At 60.1% G+C, this 16,599-nt stretch carries 22 protein-coding genes; 10 read left to right on the forward strand and 12 right to left on the reverse strand.

From position 1 onward, the window contains the following. Nucleotides 1-20: 20 nt before the first annotated feature. Complete coding sequence (locus tag L6D63_RS17350; RefSeq protein WP_131670207.1) at nucleotides 21-905, forward strand: LysR substrate-binding domain-containing protein; 885 nt, start codon at nucleotides 21-23, stop codon at nucleotides 903-905. Between the two features lie 186 nt (nucleotides 906-1,091). Here the strand turns inward: L6D63_RS17350 and L6D63_RS17355 are convergent, their stop codons facing one another. Both L6D63_RS17355 and L6D63_RS17360 read right to left on the reverse strand, forming a co-directional pair. Further along, complete coding sequence (locus tag L6D63_RS17355; RefSeq protein WP_131670206.1) at nucleotides 1,092-1,697, reverse strand: DUF6338 family protein; 606 nt, start codon at nucleotides 1,695-1,697, stop codon at nucleotides 1,092-1,094. Nucleotides 1,698-1,885: 188 nt separating this feature from the next. Further along, a complete protein-coding gene (locus L6D63_RS17360; RefSeq protein ID WP_041062809.1) occupies nucleotides 1,886-2,221 on the reverse strand; it encodes a hypothetical protein in 336 nt (111 codons plus the stop codon). 187 nt (nucleotides 2,222-2,408) lie between these two features. On the opposite strand from L6D63_RS17360, the gene L6D63_RS17365 reads away from it, so the two are divergent. Then, nucleotides 2,409-2,648, forward strand: a complete 240-nt coding sequence (locus L6D63_RS17365) for a hypothetical protein (protein WP_041062819.1) — start codon at nucleotides 2,409-2,411, stop codon at nucleotides 2,646-2,648. 58 nt (nucleotides 2,649-2,706) lie between these two features. On the opposite strand, the gene L6D63_RS17370 is transcribed toward L6D63_RS17365, so the two are convergent. Next, nucleotides 2,707-2,904 carry a DUF2188 domain-containing protein gene (locus L6D63_RS17370; RefSeq protein ID WP_080963287.1) on the reverse strand — a complete coding sequence of 66 codons (198 nt, stop codon included), beginning with the start codon at nucleotides 2,902-2,904 and terminating at the stop codon, nucleotides 2,707-2,709. Nucleotides 2,905-3,126: 222 nt separating this feature from the next. On the opposite strand from L6D63_RS17370, the gene L6D63_RS17375 reads away from it, so the two are divergent. Continuing rightward, on the forward strand, nucleotides 3,127-3,489 hold the full coding sequence (locus L6D63_RS17375) for an NUDIX hydrolase (protein WP_131670205.1): 363 nt from the start codon (nucleotides 3,127-3,129) through the stop codon (nucleotides 3,487-3,489). Nucleotides 3,490-3,493: 4 nt separating this feature from the next. Here L6D63_RS17375 and L6D63_RS17380 read toward each other — a convergent pair whose 3' ends face one another. The 3 genes from L6D63_RS17380 to L6D63_RS17390 all read right to left on the reverse strand — a co-directional run bounded on the left by L6D63_RS17380 (nucleotide 3,494) and on the right by L6D63_RS17390 (nucleotide 5,827). Continuing rightward, nucleotides 3,494-3,736, reverse strand: coding sequence for a DUF1652 domain-containing protein (locus tag L6D63_RS17380; protein WP_041062828.1), 243 nt, complete (start codon nucleotides 3,734-3,736; stop codon nucleotides 3,494-3,496). Nucleotides 3,737-3,845: 109 nt separating this feature from the next. After that, the gene (locus tag L6D63_RS17385) at nucleotides 3,846-4,745 is read right to left on the reverse strand and encodes a polysaccharide deacetylase family protein (RefSeq protein WP_131670204.1); all 900 of its coding nucleotides are present in this window, start codon (nucleotides 4,743-4,745) and stop codon (nucleotides 3,846-3,848) included. 134 nt (nucleotides 4,746-4,879) lie between these two features. After that, on the reverse strand, nucleotides 4,880-5,827 hold the full coding sequence (locus tag L6D63_RS17390) for an ABC transporter substrate-binding protein (protein ID WP_131670203.1): 948 nt from the start codon (nucleotides 5,825-5,827) through the stop codon (nucleotides 4,880-4,882). A gap of 292 nt (nucleotides 5,828-6,119) precedes the next feature. On the opposite strand from L6D63_RS17390, the gene L6D63_RS17395 reads away from it, so the two are divergent. The 4 genes from L6D63_RS17395 to L6D63_RS17410 all read left to right on the forward strand — a co-directional run bounded on the left by L6D63_RS17395 (nucleotide 6,120) and on the right by L6D63_RS17410 (nucleotide 9,360). After that, the gene (locus L6D63_RS17395; protein WP_131670202.1) at nucleotides 6,120-7,103 is read left to right on the forward strand and encodes an aliphatic sulfonate ABC transporter substrate-binding protein; all 984 of its coding nucleotides are present in this window, start codon (nucleotides 6,120-6,122) and stop codon (nucleotides 7,101-7,103) included. A 60-nt stretch (nucleotides 7,104-7,163) separates the two neighbouring features. Continuing rightward, the gene (locus tag L6D63_RS17400) at nucleotides 7,164-8,009 is read left to right on the forward strand and encodes an ABC transporter permease (RefSeq protein WP_131670201.1); all 846 of its coding nucleotides are present in this window, start codon (nucleotides 7,164-7,166) and stop codon (nucleotides 8,007-8,009) included. A gap of 48 nt (nucleotides 8,010-8,057) precedes the next feature. Continuing rightward, the gene (locus L6D63_RS17405) at nucleotides 8,058-8,738 is read left to right on the forward strand and encodes an SOS response-associated peptidase (protein WP_236170362.1); all 681 of its coding nucleotides are present in this window, start codon (nucleotides 8,058-8,060) and stop codon (nucleotides 8,736-8,738) included. A gap of 349 nt (nucleotides 8,739-9,087) precedes the next feature. Continuing rightward, nucleotides 9,088-9,360 carry a hypothetical protein gene (locus L6D63_RS17410; protein WP_047294946.1) on the forward strand — a complete coding sequence of 91 codons (273 nt, stop codon included), beginning with the start codon at nucleotides 9,088-9,090 and terminating at the stop codon, nucleotides 9,358-9,360. A gap of 45 nt (nucleotides 9,361-9,405) precedes the next feature. Here L6D63_RS17410 and L6D63_RS17415 read toward each other — a convergent pair whose 3' ends face one another. From L6D63_RS17415 to L6D63_RS17425, 3 genes are all read right to left on the reverse strand, one after another. Then, a complete protein-coding gene (locus tag L6D63_RS17415; protein WP_174376867.1) occupies nucleotides 9,406-9,561 on the reverse strand; it encodes a hypothetical protein in 156 nt (51 codons plus the stop codon). 62 nt (nucleotides 9,562-9,623) lie between these two features. Then, complete coding sequence (locus tag L6D63_RS17420) at nucleotides 9,624-9,935, reverse strand: AzlD domain-containing protein (RefSeq protein WP_177327894.1); 312 nt, start codon at nucleotides 9,933-9,935, stop codon at nucleotides 9,624-9,626. After that, nucleotides 9,935-10,633, reverse strand: coding sequence for an AzlC family ABC transporter permease (locus tag L6D63_RS17425; RefSeq protein ID WP_027612977.1), 699 nt, complete (start codon nucleotides 10,631-10,633; stop codon nucleotides 9,935-9,937). Before L6D63_RS17425 ends, L6D63_RS17420 begins: the two co-directional genes overlap by 1 nt. Before the next feature lie 152 nt (nucleotides 10,634-10,785). Between L6D63_RS17425 and L6D63_RS17430 the strand changes: the two genes are divergently transcribed. Next, nucleotides 10,786-11,172 carry a DUF2784 domain-containing protein gene (locus tag L6D63_RS17430; RefSeq protein WP_095666869.1) on the forward strand — a complete coding sequence of 129 codons (387 nt, stop codon included), beginning with the start codon at nucleotides 10,786-10,788 and terminating at the stop codon, nucleotides 11,170-11,172. Here L6D63_RS17430 and L6D63_RS17435 read toward each other — a convergent pair. Next, nucleotides 11,169-11,696, reverse strand: a complete 528-nt coding sequence (locus L6D63_RS17435; protein ID WP_047294951.1) for a DUF3087 domain-containing protein — start codon at nucleotides 11,694-11,696, stop codon at nucleotides 11,169-11,171. The two genes, L6D63_RS17430 and L6D63_RS17435, sit on opposite strands and share 4 nt — an antisense overlap. A 223-nt stretch (nucleotides 11,697-11,919) precedes the next feature. Between L6D63_RS17435 and ppnN the strand changes: the two genes are divergently transcribed. Continuing rightward, nucleotides 11,920-13,293, forward strand: coding sequence for a nucleotide 5'-monophosphate nucleosidase PpnN (gene ppnN / locus L6D63_RS17440; protein ID WP_041062856.1), 1,374 nt, complete (start codon nucleotides 11,920-11,922; stop codon nucleotides 13,291-13,293). 186 nt (nucleotides 13,294-13,479) lie between these two features. Here the strand turns inward: ppnN and L6D63_RS17450 are convergent, their stop codons facing one another. Then, complete coding sequence (locus L6D63_RS17450; RefSeq protein ID WP_131670199.1) at nucleotides 13,480-14,874, reverse strand: FAD/NAD(P)-binding protein; 1,395 nt, start codon at nucleotides 14,872-14,874, stop codon at nucleotides 13,480-13,482. Beyond that, entirely contained in the window at nucleotides 14,875-15,438 is a 564-nt protein-coding gene (locus tag L6D63_RS17455) for a helix-turn-helix domain-containing protein (RefSeq protein ID WP_047294957.1), read from the reverse strand. 85 nt (nucleotides 15,439-15,523) lie between these two features. Here L6D63_RS17455 and L6D63_RS17460 point away from each other — a divergent pair, with 85 nt between their 5' ends. Then, nucleotides 15,524-16,462, forward strand: coding sequence for a DMT family transporter (locus L6D63_RS17460; RefSeq protein WP_047294959.1), 939 nt, complete (start codon nucleotides 15,524-15,526; stop codon nucleotides 16,460-16,462). Nucleotides 16,463-16,599 lie beyond the last annotated feature (137 nt).

Consider the following 16,599-nt stretch of genomic DNA (forward strand, 5'->3'; position numbering starts at 1 on the left):
GCAATCCATGACTAAAACGAATGAATCCGCGAACCCTCACCCCTTCCATGTCGTTATTGCTGGCCTTCGAGGCCGCTGCACGCCATGAAAGCTACACCCGCGCCGCCCACGAACTGTCGCTGACGCAAAGCGCGGTCAGCCGTCAGGTGCAGATTCTGGAAAAGATGCTCGGCATGCGCCTGTTCAGCCGCGAAGGCCGGCAAGTGGTGCTCACCGATGTCGGGCGCATGTATCAGCGCGAACTGGCCGAAGCCCTCGGGCAGATCCGCAGCGCGACGTTGCAGGCCATGGCGTTCGGTTCGGGCATTCACAGTTTGCGTCTGGCGACGCTGCCAACCTTCGGCTCGAAATGGCTGCTGCCGCGACTCAAGGACTTCTACACCGCGCACCCGGGCATGACCGTGCACTTGCATTCGCGCATTGAAGCAATCGACTTCGACACCAGCGAAATCGACGCCGCGATCTGTGTCGGCGGCGGTGAATGGCCGGGGCTCAGCGCCCTGGCACTGCACACTGAGGAACTGGTGGTGATCGCCAGCGCGCAGTTGTCGCCGATCGAACGCGACGACGCCGAACAGCACATCGCGGGGCAGTTGCTGCTCAATGTCAGCAGCAATGCCCAGGCGTGGGCGGAATGGTTCGCCCATCATGGGTTGCCACACCGCAGCATGCGCATCGGCCCGAGCTTTGAAATGACCTCGCACCTGATTCAGGCGGTACGGGCGAATATCGGCGTGGGGCTGGTGCCACGGATTCTGGTGGAGGATGAATTGCTCAACGGCGAGTTGCTGCAATTGGGGGAGCCGATCACCAGCCGGCGCAGCTATTACCTGGTGTATCCACCGCGCAATGAGGCGTTACCGTCACTGAAAGCGTTCAGGGACTGGTTGGTGGATACGCTCTGACCGGAAATTAATACCAAACATAACGAAACGCCGCTCAATGAGCGGCGCTTGGTCAATCCCGGTACTGGCGTTTTAGCGGTGGCGGCGCACTCGGCCCTTTGACGAGGGGCTTGGCCAGCAGCTTGCCGTCCGGGCCATAAAAGAGGCGCCTGACGCCAGGCGGCATGGGAGTAGGCTCTTTTGCGCTCATGATGAAACCTCTTCGACAGCACTGAATTCGACCCACTGAACTTTCGAGGAATCTATCACTAATAATTCGGCGCCAAAAGGCAACGCCACGCCATCCTCACCCAGCCAGCCTGGATTCAGCATGATGAACTGCCCCTCCAATGGGCCGGAAGGCCACTCGACGGGCCAGCCGAACAATCGCCTTTCATCGGTCAAATGCAGCGTTACCAGCCTATTGTGACGCGCAAAGGTGCTGTACCACTCGCTCGGGTAAGAGTTTTTATTCGTTACATTTTTACTTCGTAACCATTTGTGCAATTTGTCATTCGAAGCCAAAGCACACGACAACAAGCCGAGCCCCATTGAAACCATAAACGCCCACAAAGCTTGGGCTTTGCCATCCCATTTCCCTACAGAAAAGCCTTTCGAGCCTACCCATAGCCCAATAGCGCCGATCCCCAACACCACCCCATGAATCACAAACGTAAAAATCAACGCCTGCACAATCTGCCCAAACGTATCAGGCCGCTTGAATGAAGTGAGCGTGTAGAAAATCCAGGTCGAGACAAATCCGGGAATCAGATACTGCAACAACGGAATAACTTCTTTGACCAGATCATCCATGATCCGTGGCTCCTTGAAAGGCATGCCCCACTGGTTACCGGGCGGCACTCAAAAGCCTAGCGCACACTGGCAAATGCCTCGTGCCGATCTGTCACAACGCGTTTCGCAAATTCACAAAGCAAAAAAGCAGAAACCGTTGCTCCGGTTTCTGCTTTTCTGGCGGCGTTTTTTGCAGCTGAGGCCGTGTTTTACAGGCAGTCACGCACCGATTTGCGCAACGACCCGGACTTGGCCCAGGGCGGTCCCTGATACAGGGAAACCCGGCTGCCGTCCTTGTACTTGATGATGTCAAGAATCTCGTCGGCGGTGACGATGCTCGGTGCCGTGATCCGGTAACCATTGGAAATCGCGGTCTGTGTGGTTTTCGGAATGTCCTGCTGCCACAACGGCAACAAGCACGCGGCATAGTCTTTAGGCGCCTTGGTGGTGGTCTTGCTGAGATTCGGCTCGCCCGGAACCAGCGATGCTGGCAATGAGCAACCCGCCAGCAATGCCAACGCCAGACTCCCGATCCATATCCGCATGGTGTTTCCCTGTTTTGAAAAAAAAGCGAATGTAACGTGTAACCGGATGTACATCCAGCGCGACGCCTCGCCCACAAGGGGGATTGGACAAATATTTACATGCATCCAGCCCGGTGGCAGACGAGCTGCGCATCATCGCTGAAAAATGCGGCTACTCTGTTTTACCGAGAATGTTCCGGAGGTGATCATGCGGCTCAATGAATACGAACACGAACTTCAACGCGACCTGCAAGCCGTTGCATCGGATCTGAGATGGTCGGCAGTCGACCTCAAGCGTATCGCCGAACAGCTGCGCAAGAGCGGCAACGAAGCGGATGCCCAAGCGGTGCTGAGGTCTTGTGAGGTGCTGCAAAGTGATGAAGAACGCTTGCAGTCCTATGCCAAGGAAGTGAAAACGCGCTCCATCAGCCGGATCAAGGTTCACTGATCCCCCTGCCCTCAATAAAAGCCCCGGTCATCACCGGGGCTCTTTCGTTACGTTTGCTTCAATTTGCAGTGTGACTTCGCGCTCGCACCGAGCGTTGTCTGTAACCCGGCAACGCAGCGGCATAGGCCAGCGCTTCCTCTCTGCTACCAAACGATGCCAGCCGGTCGCCTTGGGTACAAACCCGCCATGGACCGTTGTTCACGCTGAGTACGTCGTAGCCGTTCATGTGCATTTTGTTCAGAACAGGAATGCTCATGGGTACCTCCTTTTTGCTGACGGTGGTTTCAGCTCTGCGTTTTTACCTTACACCCTGTTGCCACGGATGTGCCGACCGGGTGTCGCGACAGTCATGTGCCAAAGCTCTGGCACTTTCCGCCGCGCTACACGCTCAAAACCTTGACGGAACCTTTGAATCCCGGCCCGGCTCGAATATTGCAGTTTTATTTCATTTATGTGACACGCTACAAACAGGTAAGAGATGAAAGTACGCGCAACCGTCATTTGCGAGCAGGATCGACACGTTCTCCTGGTCCGCAAACCCCGCTGTCGCTGGACATTGCCCGGCGGCAAGGTCGAGCCTGGGGAAACCAGAGCCGGGGCGGCGACGCGCGAGCTGCTGGAAGAAACGGCACTGGATGCCGAACACATGTTGTATCTGATGGAACTGCACAGCGGCAGCACCCAGCATCATGTCTACGAGGCTTCGGTGCTCGACCTTGAACAGTTGCGCCCGCAAAACGAGATCGTCGAATGCATCTGGCATCCGCTGGACGCCGTGCAGAATCTGCCCACCAGCGACGCGACCTTGCGCATCGTGCAGGCATTTCAACGACGCTTGTGAGGTTTCAACCGGCAAACGCCCGGCGCCCGGCGCTGATTTCCGTGCGCAATTCGCCGATGAAGTTGGAAAGATCGCGGATCGTCACCAGATGCTCCGGCGAAACCCCATTGAGCAACAACTCGACTCGCCCGGAGTCAGGCTCATAAACCTTGATCCGCAGCAGTCCCTGCTCCACTTGTGTGCATTCGCATTCAAGCGACGGAAAGCCGGACTCGACAATCCGGCAGATGTCGGCAATGGCTAACATGGGTACACGCCTCACAGGCGTTGAGTCGGTCGACCCGATGAGCATAGATGAGCCGCCAGCAACCTGCCGCCCCGGCAATTGCCAACCCGCTCACATATTTGACCCCGCCTCAGTGCGCGTCGTGGTCCCAGATCCAGTTCCAGATGCCCGGCAACTGCACCGGCTGCGAACTTTGCTGAACCGTTCGCGCCAGCGCCGCTTTCTGCAGCGCCGCGTGATCATCGTAGAACGCTTTGTCCGCCAGCCTTACGCCCGTGGCGGCGGCGCTGTCGAGGAGGATCTGCAGGTATTCGCGAGTATGTCGCGCGGTGTAACGGTTGAGATCATGAAAGGTCACCACCACCGGAATGACGCCGTCCACGGTTGGTAATTCGCCGCGGGCAATGCGCTCGCGGACCTCCGATAGCTGGCGCAGCATATTCGCCCGACGTCGGGGGCTGGCGTTGAAGCCCCAGATCTTGCCGTCGTTGGCGCTCAAATCGGTCAGCAACACATGCAGTCCGTGTTGCTGATAGGCAGCGAAGGTGCGCTTGTCATAATTCCAGAAGGGCGGACGCAGCAGGATCGGCGCAGCGCCGGTGATCGCGGCGATATCCGCGGTGCCGTTGCTCAACGACTGCTCCAGCTCTTGCGGATCAAGCGAGCGATGGTTGGTGTGCCAATGGGTGGCGGTGTGGAATCCGAGGATGTGCCCTTCGGCGTATTCGCGTCGCATGATGCCGCGCCCAATCTCACTGTTGCCGGCGCGGGGCGCGCGGGTCTGGACGAAGAACACCGCTTTGATGTCCGGTTGTACCGGGTTGTCCTTGAGGCTGTCGAGCACCGTCGCCGACGGGTTCCACAAGCTTGAAGCGCTGGGGCCGTCATCGAACGTCAGCAGAAACCGTACCGGCGCCTGGGCATTGAGCCGGGTTTCGGTCTGCGCGGTCATCTCGATCGGCGCGGCAATGCAGCCGGCCAGCCCGAACGCGATGGCCGCTGCGCAGAGAAGATTGAACGCGTATTTCATGTTTTGCCTTGCGCCTGACCGTTGCGGTCCTGTTGTCGTCCGGCAAAAAAACTCCCTCGCCCTGATCCATCCCTGTGCCCGGCTATTCGAGCCAGCGTTGGATAGGGTACACAGGCTTTGGTTCCAGCGCTCGCTCAGTCCGCCAATGCCTGTTGAAACGAGGTGTCGATGATCCCGGCAGTGGCCAGCGGCGCCGGCAAGGCCTTGACCTTGAACAGAAAGTCGGCAGTGCTTTGCAGGTCGGCGGCGGCCTGTCGATCCACCGGCCCGACGCTCATGTGCGCCTGGCGCAACCAGTGCCGCGACACCTGCTGATCGAGATTGGCCTTCTTCGCCCACAGATCCGCATATTCATCGGTGTGGCTGTCGACCCAGGCCCGCGCCCGTTTCAAACGCCCGAGAAAATCGGCAATCGCGGCACGTTTGCTGTCGATCGACGGCGCCGACGCGGCAATCGCGCTGAGGCCCGGCATCAGGTTTTTCGCGGTGAGAATCGGCCGCGCACCGGAGAACACGATTTGCTGGGAGATGTACGGTTCCCACACCGGGAACGCGTCGATGCTGCCCTGTGGCAATGCCGCTGCCGCATCAATCGGCATCAACTTGACGAAGTCGACGTAATTTTCCGGCAGACCGCCCTGCTCCAGGGCGCGCAAGGTCAGCTGCTGGCTCCAGGCGCCGGGCCAGTAGGCGACTTTTTTACCCTTCAGATCAGCAATGGTTTTTACCGGCGAATCTTTCGGCACCAGCAAGGCGATGGTGTCCGGGTTCTGCCGCGATACCCCGATCAGCTTCACCGGCGCCTGTTTGGCAGCGAGAAACAGAAAACCCGAATCACCGAGAAAGCCCAGATCCAGCGAGCCGGTCTGCAACGCCTCGACCAGTGGTGCAGCGGCCTGGAAATGTTTCCAGTCGACGCTGTACGGCGCGTCTTTCAACACGCCGGAGGCCTCGATGGAGGCGCGGATGTTGTAGTAGTTCTGATCACCGACGTGCAGGACCAACGACTCGGCGGCGTAGGAAAGCGGTGCGCTGAACAGTCCAGCAATCAGTGTGATACGCAAGAATTTGGAGAGCTTCATGGCGGGTCCTGCAATGGGATTTTCCATAGACGATAACGCTCTTGATCGGCGCTTCTTAAATTCGATTAATGCATAAGCTCAGTACACCGAATGCTCACTGTTCGCTGCGCAACAGTGCGATACCAGCGTGTTGTCCCAGCAACAGTTGAAAGCCGTCAAACCCGGCGAAAACCCCGTAAACATTGGCTGATACGCACATGGCACAGAGCCTGCAATATTCCATTCATGCAGGAAGCAGCCACTAGAAATATATTTTTGGACATAAAAACAGTGCCTTTGCCGGAGCGCCGCCATGACATCCTTCTTCCCGTTTTTCCGCCTCAAAACGCTGCTGGTTGCCAGCGCCATGGCGCTAAGCCTGCAGCCGCTGGCTCACGCCACCGAGGCGCCCGCCGAAGTTCATCTGGACTACGCCTACTACTCACCGGTCAGCCTGGTGCTCAAGCATTTCGGCTTCCTCGAAAAAGCCCTGCCGCAGACCAAAGTCAGTTGGGTACTCAGCCAGGGCAGTAACCGTTCGCTGGAGTATCTGAATAGCGGCGGCGTCGATTTCGCCTCCAGCGCCAGCCTTGCTGCAGTGCTGAGCCGCGCCAATGGCAGCCCGATCAAATCGGTGTACGTCTACAGCCGCGCCGAATGGACTGCGCTGGTGGTGCGCAAGGATTCGCCGTACCAGAGCGTCGCCGACCTCAAAGGCAAGAAAATCGCCGCCACCAAGGGCACCGATCCTTACCTGTTCACCCTGCGCAGCCTGCAACAGGCCGGGCTGAAAAAAGACGACGTGGAACTGGTGCACCTGCAACATCCGGACGGGCGCACCGCGCTGGAAAAAGGCGACGTCGACGCCTGGGCCGGACTCGATCCGCACATGGCCGCCAGTCAGGTGCAGGCCGGTTCGCGTCTGCTATACCGCAACCCGGCGTTCAACAGTTATGGCGTGGTCAGCGTCACCGAGCAGTACGCCAAGGAGCATCCGCACACCATCGACACGGTGATCAAAGCCTACGAGCAGGCGCGCGAATGGGCGCTGAAAAATCCTGAGGAGTTTGCCGCGTTGCTGGCCAAAGAGTCCGGCCTGCCGCTGGACGTGGCCAAACTGCAGTTGTCGCGCACCGACTTGAGCAGCCCGCAACTGACCGCCAACGACGTGCAGGCGTCCAAGGCGGCGGCACCGATTCTGGTGTCCGAGGAACTGGTGCGGCGTGGGGTGAATGTCGATCAAGTCATCGATCAGTTGCTCGACAGTGGTGTGCAGCAAGCCATCGCCCGCCAGTAACCGACCAGACTCACAGCCCATCCGCGTCCGCTGCGGATTCGCTGTGAGCGGAGCCCACGTATGACCACTCGCAGTAATGAACTGCCCGCTCCTCCTCGGCGCTTGTCGAGGCCGCGAGCGTCATCCCTCAACCCGACATGGCGACGGCGCCTGAAAGGTCTGGCCCTGCCGCTGCTGATCGTAGTCGTCCTGGAGTTCATCGTGCGTCTCGGCTGGCTGCCGTCCTACCAAATGCCGGCCCCCAGCGAGATCGCCCTGACCCTCACCGACCTCGCCGAAGGCGCGCTGTGGAGACACATCGGCGCCAGCCTGATCCGCGTGTTGCTCGGGTTTGCAATTGGCGCCAGCCTGGCACTGGTGTTCGCCGCCTGGGTCGGCCTCAGTCGTGAGGCCGAGGCGTATCTGGAACCGACGTTCGCCGCGCTGCGTTCGATTCCGAGTCTGGCCTGGGTGCCGCTGTTGCTGCTGTGGCTGGGCATCGCTGAAACCTCGAAAATCGTGTTGATCGCCATCGGCGCGTTCTTTCCGGTGTACGTCAACGTGGTCGCGGCGATTCGCAACATCGATCGCAAACTGGTCGAGGTCGGGCGCATCTATGGCTTCAGCCGCCTGCAACTGGTACGGCGGATTCTGTTGCCGGCCGCCCTGCCCGGCCTGTTCACCGGGCTGCGCAGCGGCATGAGTCTGGCGTGGATGTTTCTGGTGGCCGCCGAGCTGATCGCCGCGACCAAAGGCCTCGGTTATCTGCTCAGCGACGGCCGCGAGACCTCGCGACCGGACATCGTGCTGGCAGCGATCATCGTGCTCGCCGTGCTTGGCAAACTCAGCGATGGTGTGCTCGCGCTGCTGGAGCGTCGCTGGCTGGTCTGGCGCGACACGTTCACCGGTCAGGCGGCGCAGGATTGATTGGCCAGAGCCAACTAAGCTGAAAGCGTGCAACCGGAGATTCAGCGCATGTGCGGAAGACTCTCGCAGTACCGTGGCATTCACGACTTTGTCGCGGTGCTGAGCATTCCCGATGCGCTGATCAATCACGTCGGCGACGCTGCGCTGGAGCGCTACAACGCGGCGCCGACCACGTCTCTTGCCATTCTTCATCAATATGATCAACGCCTGTATGCCGACAACCTGCGCTGGGGCTGGCGTCCGCACTGGGCCAGGGACCGCGCGGCGCCGATCAACGCCCGTGTGGAAAAAGTCGCCCATGGCCCCTTCTTCCGGGCGATCTGGCGTCATCGGTTGATCGTGCCGGTCGACAACTGGTTCGAATGGGTCGACGGCCCGGATAATACCCGACAGCCGTGGCTGATCCGGCGTGCCGATCACGGGCCGGTGTTCTGTGCGGCCATCGGCCAGTTTCCGACACCCGGCAACGACGCCCGGGACGACGATGGTTTCGTGATCATCACCGCCGACAGTGTCGGCGGCCTGCTCGATATCCATGATCGCCGACCGGTGGTTTTTCGCCCGGAGCTGGCTGCCGAGTGGCTCGACCCGGCAACACCGGCGGAACGTGCCGAGCAGATGCTGCTGTTCGAAGGTGAAGCCAGCGAGGCATTTGCCTGGCACAAAGTCGGCAAAGCGGTCGGCAATTCGCGCAATCAGGACGCCGGGCTGATTGAAGAAGTGGCTTAAAGATCCGTGATCTCACGCGTTTACCCTGTAGGAGCTGCCGCAGGCTGCGATCTTTTGATTTTTAATTTTTTAAAAGCAAGATCAAAAGATCGCAGCCTGCGGCAGCTCCTACAGGTGATTACAGGTGACACTCGATCTTTACAGCTGGTGTTTCATCGCTGAAACAGCTTCAAAAAAACAGTCGTTTGAGCGATTTAACCGCTTGTCTGACATTTCAACCGTCATACATACATTTAGATGCACTACGGATAGCATGCGCGCCGCATTTCCAATTGGCATACCAGTTGACCAAAGAGTCAACAAACCAGGAATCCCCTACAACTTTTACCAAGCCTTGCAGAGAACTAAGTTGCGCGACGATTTTGCAATCAAACAGGCCAACGGCCTGGAGTGTATTTATCTGTCCATGACAGAACGCTTTCAACTCGACTGTTTTATCGGCCACTACATCAAGACCCGAAACCTGCGTTCAGTGCCGGACATCGAACGTATTCTGCGCACCACGCTCGAAGGCTATCCCGGCCACCCACCGGTGATGGTCAATGAGCTCAATGCGTGGATCGACAAGACGCTGGGCTATCGGGCGTCACATCCGGACTTCCCGCACCTGGAAGACCTGTGAAACAACAAAAAGCCCCGCTGCTGCGGGGCTTTTTGCATGGGGCTGTCAGAATTTCACGTCGGGCCCGGTGAGTTCCTTGTCATCGTCGTGCTTCCACGTCTGTTCCTTGCGTTTCTCGCGCTCGATTTCCTCTTCGCTCGGTTCGTCCACTTCGTCGTCTACTGCCTGGTTTTCATCCGGACGCTTCTGCTCGGTCGTCATGTGAACTTCGCCTCGTCGACAATAATCATCCAATAAGCGTAGAACAGTTTTTCCCCGTCAACTTACAACCACCAGCGCAACAAAAAGAAAAACGCCATGCTTAAAAGCATGCTGAGCAACGTATTGCGGGTGTACAGCACCAAGCCGATCGCAACCAGCGAACTCAGCAAATACGGATTATCCCACTGCACATTCAACTGTTTGTCCGGCATGAACACGATTGGTCCGCAGATCGCCGTCAACATTCCCGGTACGGCAAACCCGAGAAACTGCCGCGCGTTGCTGCTCAAACGCAATGGCAGGCGCGGTTCGAGAAACACGTAGCGGTTGAGGAACACCAGAATCCCCATGCCGACAATCACTGCCCAGACCATCATGTGCGCCCCCGATACAACTTGTTGCAGACAAATCCTGCGGTCATCCCGGCCAGCCCCGACAGCACCAGTGCCGAGCCCCATTGCCAATAGCTGAACAGCACCGAGCAGAACAGCGACACCGCCACGCAAACCACGGTCGGCACGTTACGCACCACCGGGGTGATCAATGCGATGAAAGTGGCGGCAATCGAGAAGTCCAGGCCCAGATGCTCAAGCCCCGGAATACTGCTGCCCAGGACGATGCCGGCCAGGGTGAACAGGTTCCATGCGATGTAGAACGTCAGACCGACGCCCAAGGCATACCAGCGATTGAACTGCTGGCGGTCATGCTGGCTGGTCAGGGCAAACAGTTCATCGGTGAGCAAAAAGCCCAGACCGATGCGCCAGCGCCCGGGCAGCGGCGAGATCACCGAGCGCATGCTCATTCCGTACAACAGGTGCTGCGAGGTCAGCAGCAGTGTGGTCAGCAGAATCGAGAAAATCCCGGCACCGCCCTTGAGCATGCCGATCGCCACCAGTTGCGCAGCGCCCGCGAACACAATGCTCGACAGGCCCTGCCCCTGCAGCGGAGTGAGATTGGCTTCGATCGCCATGGAGCCGGCGAGCAGCCCCCACGGCGCCGTCGCCAACGATAACGGCATGATCGCCGCAGCGCCGCGAAGAAACGCACGGCGCGGCATAAGTGAGTCAGACATAACGCTCTTCAACCGAGGAAACGGTCGCAGACTCTGCCAGCAAATGCCCCTTCGTGGCTTGAACAATCTTGCGCACTTGCGCTGAATCACCGCGCCCGGGCGCCGCTGTCGGCGTACCATGGAGGCCTTCACAACCGTGTCAGGGAGACGACATGCTGTACCGAATCGCAGCCGACGGGCTGGTGCTGTTCCATCTGTCATTCATTCTGTTCGTGCTGTTCGGCGGGCTGCTGGTGCTCAAATGGCCACGCCTGATGTGGCTGCATCTGCCGGCGGCGGCGTGGGGCGTGGCAGTCGAGGTGTTGCACCTGACCTGTCCGCTGACCTACTGGGAAAACCTGATGCGCCACGCCGCCGGGCAGACCGAATACGCCGGCGGCTTCATCGAGCACTACGTGTGGCCGATCATCTACCCCGCAGGTCTGACGCCACAGATCCAGTTGGCACTGGGCAGCGTGGTGCTGGTGATCAACCTGCTGGTCTACGGGCGTCTGGCCCGTGCGTGGAAACTGCGCCGCGCCAGCCGCATCCCGTTTTAACGCGCGGCGGGTTTCAAGGCTTGCAGCCAGGCCGGATCCAGGCGCTTCTGGTCGACCTCCAGACCCAGCGCCTGCATCCGCTCCTGGTGCGCTGCGACCTCCCGCTGCAACTGCGCGTGATCGCTGGAGTTACCGTCCAGTTCGTGCATCTGGGTCAAACCCAGATGATAGAAACGCAGCACCTTCATCGCCGTCGGATCGTTTTGTTCAACGGCCGCTGTCACCTGATGCATCACGTTGGTCACACTCATCAGGCTGCGCTTGAGCCGCCAGCTATAGACCGCCGGGGCCATCCACGGCTGCTGCCAGAACTGCCCGCGCATCAGCGCCGCCGTCAACAGAAACGCGACGAACACTCCGCCGACATTGAAACGCAGATTATCGCCGCCGGGTTCACCGAACAGCGCCACCGCCGCCGTCGAAAGCGCCATCGCCAACACCAGGAACAGCACGGCAATGATCAGCGTGCTGCGACGGGTCTGCTGGCGAAACGTTGCTGGGTCCATCGGCTGGATCTCGAACATCAGGCATGACTTCCTTGAACGATAAAAAGGGCAACGGAAAAAACTCGTTGCGCATTATCGCCTCTGCGCACGATTTAGCTATGCTGGGGGCCCTTTTCATCTTTTCAGCGTCCAACGGGGACATGGCGGTACAGCGCAGATCGTGCCATCTTCATTCATGGATACACACTATTCGGATGCCATTTGCCTGCCATTGGAATGACATCGTTTTAAGGATCATTGCATGACCCAACGACACGTAATCAACGCCTCGGTCAGCCCGAAAGGCAGCCTGGAAACCCTTTCTCAACGTGAAGTGCAGCAACTGAGCGAAGCCGGATCCGGCAGCACCTACACCCTCTTCCGCCAGTGCGCCCTGGCCATCCTCAACACCGGCGCGCATGTTGACAACGCCAAGACCATCCTCGAAGCCTACAAGGACTTCGAAATCCGCATTCACCAGCAGGATCGCGGTGTGCGCCTCGAACTGCTGAACGCCCCGGCCGACGCGTTCGTCGACGGCGAAATGATCGCCAGCACCCGCGAGATGCTGTTCAGCGCCCTGCGTGACATCGTCTACACCGAAAACGAACTCGACAGCCAACGCATCGACCTCAGCACCTCACAAGGCATCAGCGACTACGTGTTTCACCTGCTGCGCAACGCGCGTACCTTGCGCCCGGGTGTCGAGCCGAAAATCGTCGTGTGCTGGGGCGGTCACTCGATCAACACCGAGGAATACAAATACACCAAGAAAGTCGGCCACGAACTGGGCCTGCGCAGCCTCGACATCTGCACCGGTTGCGGCCCCGGTGTAATGAAAGGCCCGATGAAGGGCGCGACCATCGCCCACGCCAAACAGCGCATCCACGGTGGGCGCTACCTTGGCCTGACCGAGCCGGGCATCATCGCCGCCGAAGCGCCGAACCCGATCGTCAATGAGCTGGTGATCCTGCCGGACATCGAAAAACGTCTGGAAGCGTTCGTGCGTGTCGGCCACGGCATTATCATCTTCCCGGGCGGCGCCGGCACCGCCGAAGAGTTCCTGTACCTGCTGGGCATCCTGATGCACCCGGACAATCAGGGCCTGCCGTTCCCGGTGATTCTGACCGGGCCGAAACATGCCGCGCCGTACCTGGAACAACTCGATGCCTTCGTCACCGCCACCCTGGGCGATGCGGCCAAACAGCACTACGAGATCATCATCGACGACCCGGCCGAAGTCGCCCGGCAGATGACGGCCGGCCTCAAAGCGGTGAAACAGTTCCGCCGCGAGCGCAACGACGCGTTCCACTTCAACTGGCTGCTGAAGATCGACGAAAGCTTCCAGCGTCCATTCGATCCGACCCACGAGAACATGGCCAACCTCAAGCTGCACCGCGACCAGCCGCCCCACGAACTGGCCGCCAACCTGCGCCGCGCGTTCTCCGGGATCGTTGCCGGCAACGTCAAGGACAAGGGCATCCGCTTGATCGAGGAACACGGGCCGTACCAGATCCGTGGCGACGCAGCGATCATGCAACCGCTCGATGCGCTGCTCAAAGCCTTCGTCGCCCAGCACCGGATGAAACTGCCGGGCGGCGCGGCGTATGTGCCGTGCTATCGCGTGGTGGCGTAACTCTTCCGGCCCCAATGTGGCAGCGGACCTGCCCGCGAAAGCGGTGTGTCAGGCAACATGGATGTTGACTGGCACGGCGTCTTCGCGAGCAAGCTCGCTCCCACAGGATCTGTTGTGTGGCGCACAGATCTTTCCAGGCAGAGTCCCCCGGGGGAGCGAGCTTGCTCGCGAAAGACCAGCATCACCTTATCCCGCCAATCGCGCCGCCAATGCCTTGGCCTGCAACGCCACATCCGTCACTGCCGTGCTTTCCCACCACATTCCGCGTAGCGGTGGGCCCATGCCGAACAAACGGCTGGCGACTTGCCCCTCGGCGTCCAGCACCGCGCCGTCCACCGCTGCCGTAATCCCCAACGCCAACGGCCCCGGACGCACCAGCCCACGCGCCAGCAACTGCTGCGGCAACGGTCGCGCCACGCGCCGCCAGTCATACTCGATGCCACTGGAATTGATCAGCGCTGCGCCGTGTACCACGCGAGTCTCAGACTCACCGCGTGGCCGAATGCGAATGCTGACACCCTGCTGCGTACTCGGCTCAAGCCCCTTGAACGACGCTGCCTGAATCCGCAACCGTCCCTCGTTGTGCAAGCGTTCAACCAACGCCGCACTCAGCGGTGGCGAACGATGATGATGACTCTGCCACCATGGCCGCACATGGCGTACGAATTGTCTTCGCTGCACGTCAGTCGCCTGACTCCACAGCCGGCCGATGTGCGCTCGCACGGTGTCCAGCGGCGCCTGCCAGTCGATGCCTTGGGCAATGGCGTCAAGGCAATGCCTGCGCAGTTCGTGCAGCAACTGTCGCGGCGTGCGAATGCCCGGATCTTGCGCAAGGAAATCCACCCACGCCGGCGGTTGCCGACGTACATGGGGCAACAGTCCATGGCGGGAAAACACGTCGATCGGCCCGCGATGCCCGGCCTGCTCCAGAGAGACGACCGCATCGACCATGGTCAGCCCGGAGCCGATGATCAGCACGGTTGACTGCGGATCGAGCTGGCGCATGGCCGCGACGTCCCATGGATCAAGCGCAGCGGCATTCAGGCCGCTGGAATCCTTCTGCGGCGTGCGCGCGGCGGGGAACATGCCCGTGGCGAGCACAGCAAAGGCGCCGTTCAGGTGCTGCCCATCGTTCAAGGTCAGTTGCACCGAATCAGCATCGGTTTGCAGATCGACGACTTCGGCGCGAACGTGCTCGACGGTCGAACCGTGTCGCGCACCAACGACTCGCGCCTCGGCCAGGCGCTGCTGCACATACACGCCAAACAGCCCGCGCGGCGGGAACAGTTCACTGATCGGCACGTTCTGCTCGGCGGACTCCGGCCAGCCGCCGGCGGCAATGTGCGCAGTCAGCCATTGGGTCAAGTCATCAGGGTTGTCCGGGTCGACACTCATGCGCGCCGCATTGCCGTTGAGCGTGTGGCCCAATTCGACGGCGCTGTAGGCTTCGCCACGGCCGAGTTCGGCGCGCGGTTCGATGATCAGGATCCGCCGCTGGCCGGGCAGTCGCAGCAATTGCACGGCCAGCATCGTGCCGCTGAGGCCACCGCCGATGATCAGGATGTCTGCACGCTGACTCATTCAAATCACCACATTGCGCACAAAGCGCACCGCCACCGGCCCGTCATTGCGATAGCCGTGCGGCTGGTTGCTGGCAAACATGAAAAACTCGCCAGTCGCAATGGTATTGGTCACTTCACCCACCGTTAACGTCAGGCAACCTTCGAACACATAGATCTGCTCACTCCAGCCATCGGCGTCCGGTTGCGACGGGTAGACCTCGCCCGGTTGCAGACACCATTCCCATTGTTCGACTTCACGGGTGGCGATGGCCTTGGACAGCAGCACCGCTTTGCTCCCGGGAATCACCCCAGCCCACGCCACTTCGTTGATGCGACTGGTATCGCGTGCGTCTGGGGCCTGGATCAGGTCGCTGAAGGCTACATCGAGCGCTTCGGCGACGCGGTCGAGGGTGGTCAGGCTGACATTCTTTTCCCCGGCCTCGATCGCCACCAGCATGCGCCGACTGACGCCGGACTTTTCGGCCAGCGCGGTCTGGCTCATGTCAGCAGCGTGGCGCAGGCGCCGAACATTGTGGCTGACGTGTTGCAGGACGGACGCCCGTTGGCTGGAATCTTTGTGCACTATATTGCTCACTCGGTGGGGTTGGGCAGTATACTGCGCAACGTTGGGCGCATTGTGCGTCCTGCCTTTTATAGTGCGCAAGGTCATGACGTCAGTGAACAGCTCCCCCACCCCTCTTCGCTTCTCCCGCTTCAGCAAGGCCGAGTGCGTGCTGGTGCTGATCACCATGGTCTGGGGCGGTACATTTCTGCTGGTGCAACACGCCATGACCGTCAGTGGCCCGATGTTCTTCGTCGGCCTGCGCTTTGCCGCTGCGGCCGCCATTGTCGCGCTGTTTTCCTGGCGCCACTTGCGCAACCTGACCCTGTTCGAACTCAAGGCCGGGACCTTCATCGGCGTGGCGATCATGCTCGGTTACGGCCTGCAAACCGTTGGCCTGCAAACGATCCCGAGCAGCCAGTCGGCATTCATCACCGCGTTGTACGTGCCCTTCGTGCCATTGCTGCAATGGCTGGTGCTGGGCCGTCGGCCGGGGCTGATGCCGAGCATTGGCATCATGCTGGCGTTTACCGGGTTGATGCTGCTGTCCGGGCCGTCCGGGGCTGCGCTGAATTTCAGCCCCGGCGAAATCGCCACGCTGATCAGCGCCATCGCGATTGCCGCCGAGATCATTCTGATCAGCACCTATGCCGGTCAGGTCGATGTACGCCGGGTGACCGTGGTGCAACTGGCGGCGACCTCGGCGCTGTCGTTTCTGCTGGTGGTGCCGACCGGTGAGGCACTTCCGGATTTTTCCTGGACGCTGCTGGTGACCGCACTGGGACTTGGCGCGGCGAGTGCGGCAATTCAGGTGGCGATGAACTGGGCGCAGAAAAGCGTTTCGCCGACCCGGGCAACGTTGATCTATGCCGGTGAGCCGGTGTGGGCCGGGATCGTCGGGCGGATCGCCGGGGAGCGCTTGCCGGCGATTGCCTTGGTGGGTGCAGGGTTGATTGTCGCGGCGGTGATTGTCAGTGAGTTGAAGACCAAGGGTAAGGTTGACGTCGAAGTAGATGGTGCCTTGGAGAATGACAGCGGCAATTGAGCGCGAAGATCAAAAGATCGCAGCCTGCGGCAGCTCCTACAGGGACATGCATTCCAATGTAGGAGCTGCCGCAGGCTGCGATCTTTTCGCCCCTGAAACAAAGCCAAACCAATTTTTTCAGACTACTTTGTAGGATT

Origin of the sequence: Pseudomonas parakoreensis (assembly GCF_021602155.1) — a bacterium.
Lineage (GTDB): Bacteria > Pseudomonadota > Gammaproteobacteria > Pseudomonadales > Pseudomonadaceae > Aquipseudomonas > Aquipseudomonas parakoreensis.

What these genes read in the sequence shown, in the direction of transcription:
- L6D63_RS17430 (WP_095666869.1), top strand. Translation starts at nt 10,786, where the DNA reads ATGCTGTACCGAATCGCAGCCGACGGGCTGGTGCTGTTCCATCTGTCA.
- L6D63_RS17400 (WP_131670201.1), top strand. Translation starts at nt 7,164, where the DNA reads ATGACCACTCGCAGTAATGAACTGCCCGCTCCTCCTCGGCGCTTGTCG.
- L6D63_RS17380 (WP_041062828.1), bottom strand. Translation starts at nt 3,736, where the DNA reads ATGTTAGCCATTGCCGACATCTGCCGGATTGTCGAGTCCGGCTTTCCG.
- L6D63_RS17425 (WP_027612977.1), bottom strand. Translation starts at nt 10,633, where the DNA reads ATGTCTGACTCACTTATGCCGCGCCGTGCGTTTCTTCGCGGCGCTGCG.
- L6D63_RS17360 (WP_041062809.1), bottom strand. Translation starts at nt 2,221, where the DNA reads ATGCGGATATGGATCGGGAGTCTGGCGTTGGCATTGCTGGCGGGTTGC.
- L6D63_RS17415 (WP_174376867.1), bottom strand. Translation starts at nt 9,561, where the DNA reads ATGACGACCGAGCAGAAGCGTCCGGATGAAAACCAGGCAGTAGACGAC.
- L6D63_RS17355 (WP_131670206.1), bottom strand. Translation starts at nt 1,697, where the DNA reads ATGGATGATCTGGTCAAAGAAGTTATTCCGTTGTTGCAGTATCTGATT.
- L6D63_RS17375 (WP_131670205.1), top strand. Translation starts at nt 3,127, where the DNA reads ATGAAAGTACGCGCAACCGTCATTTGCGAGCAGGATCGACACGTTCTC.
- L6D63_RS17350 (WP_131670207.1), top strand. Translation starts at nt 21, where the DNA reads ATGAATCCGCGAACCCTCACCCCTTCCATGTCGTTATTGCTGGCCTTC.
- L6D63_RS17385 (WP_131670204.1), bottom strand. Translation starts at nt 4,745, where the DNA reads ATGAAATACGCGTTCAATCTTCTCTGCGCAGCGGCCATCGCGTTCGGG.
- L6D63_RS17435 (WP_047294951.1), bottom strand. Translation starts at nt 11,696, where the DNA reads ATGTTCGAGATCCAGCCGATGGACCCAGCAACGTTTCGCCAGCAGACC.
- L6D63_RS17420 (WP_177327894.1), bottom strand. Translation starts at nt 9,935, where the DNA reads ATGGTCTGGGCAGTGATTGTCGGCATGGGGATTCTGGTGTTCCTCAAC.
- L6D63_RS17450 (WP_131670199.1), bottom strand. Translation starts at nt 14,874, where the DNA reads ATGAGTCAGCGTGCAGACATCCTGATCATCGGCGGTGGCCTCAGCGGC.
- L6D63_RS17390 (WP_131670203.1), bottom strand. Translation starts at nt 5,827, where the DNA reads ATGAAGCTCTCCAAATTCTTGCGTATCACACTGATTGCTGGACTGTTC.
- L6D63_RS17370 (WP_080963287.1), bottom strand. Translation starts at nt 2,904, where the DNA reads ATGAGCATTCCTGTTCTGAACAAAATGCACATGAACGGCTACGACGTA.
- L6D63_RS17405 (WP_236170362.1), top strand. Translation starts at nt 8,058, where the DNA reads ATGTGCGGAAGACTCTCGCAGTACCGTGGCATTCACGACTTTGTCGCG.
- ppnN (WP_041062856.1), top strand. Translation starts at nt 11,920, where the DNA reads ATGACCCAACGACACGTAATCAACGCCTCGGTCAGCCCGAAAGGCAGC.
- L6D63_RS17395 (WP_131670202.1), top strand. Translation starts at nt 6,120, where the DNA reads ATGACATCCTTCTTCCCGTTTTTCCGCCTCAAAACGCTGCTGGTTGCC.
- L6D63_RS17460 (WP_047294959.1), top strand. Translation starts at nt 15,524, where the DNA reads ATGACGTCAGTGAACAGCTCCCCCACCCCTCTTCGCTTCTCCCGCTTC.
- L6D63_RS17365 (WP_041062819.1), top strand. Translation starts at nt 2,409, where the DNA reads ATGCGGCTCAATGAATACGAACACGAACTTCAACGCGACCTGCAAGCC.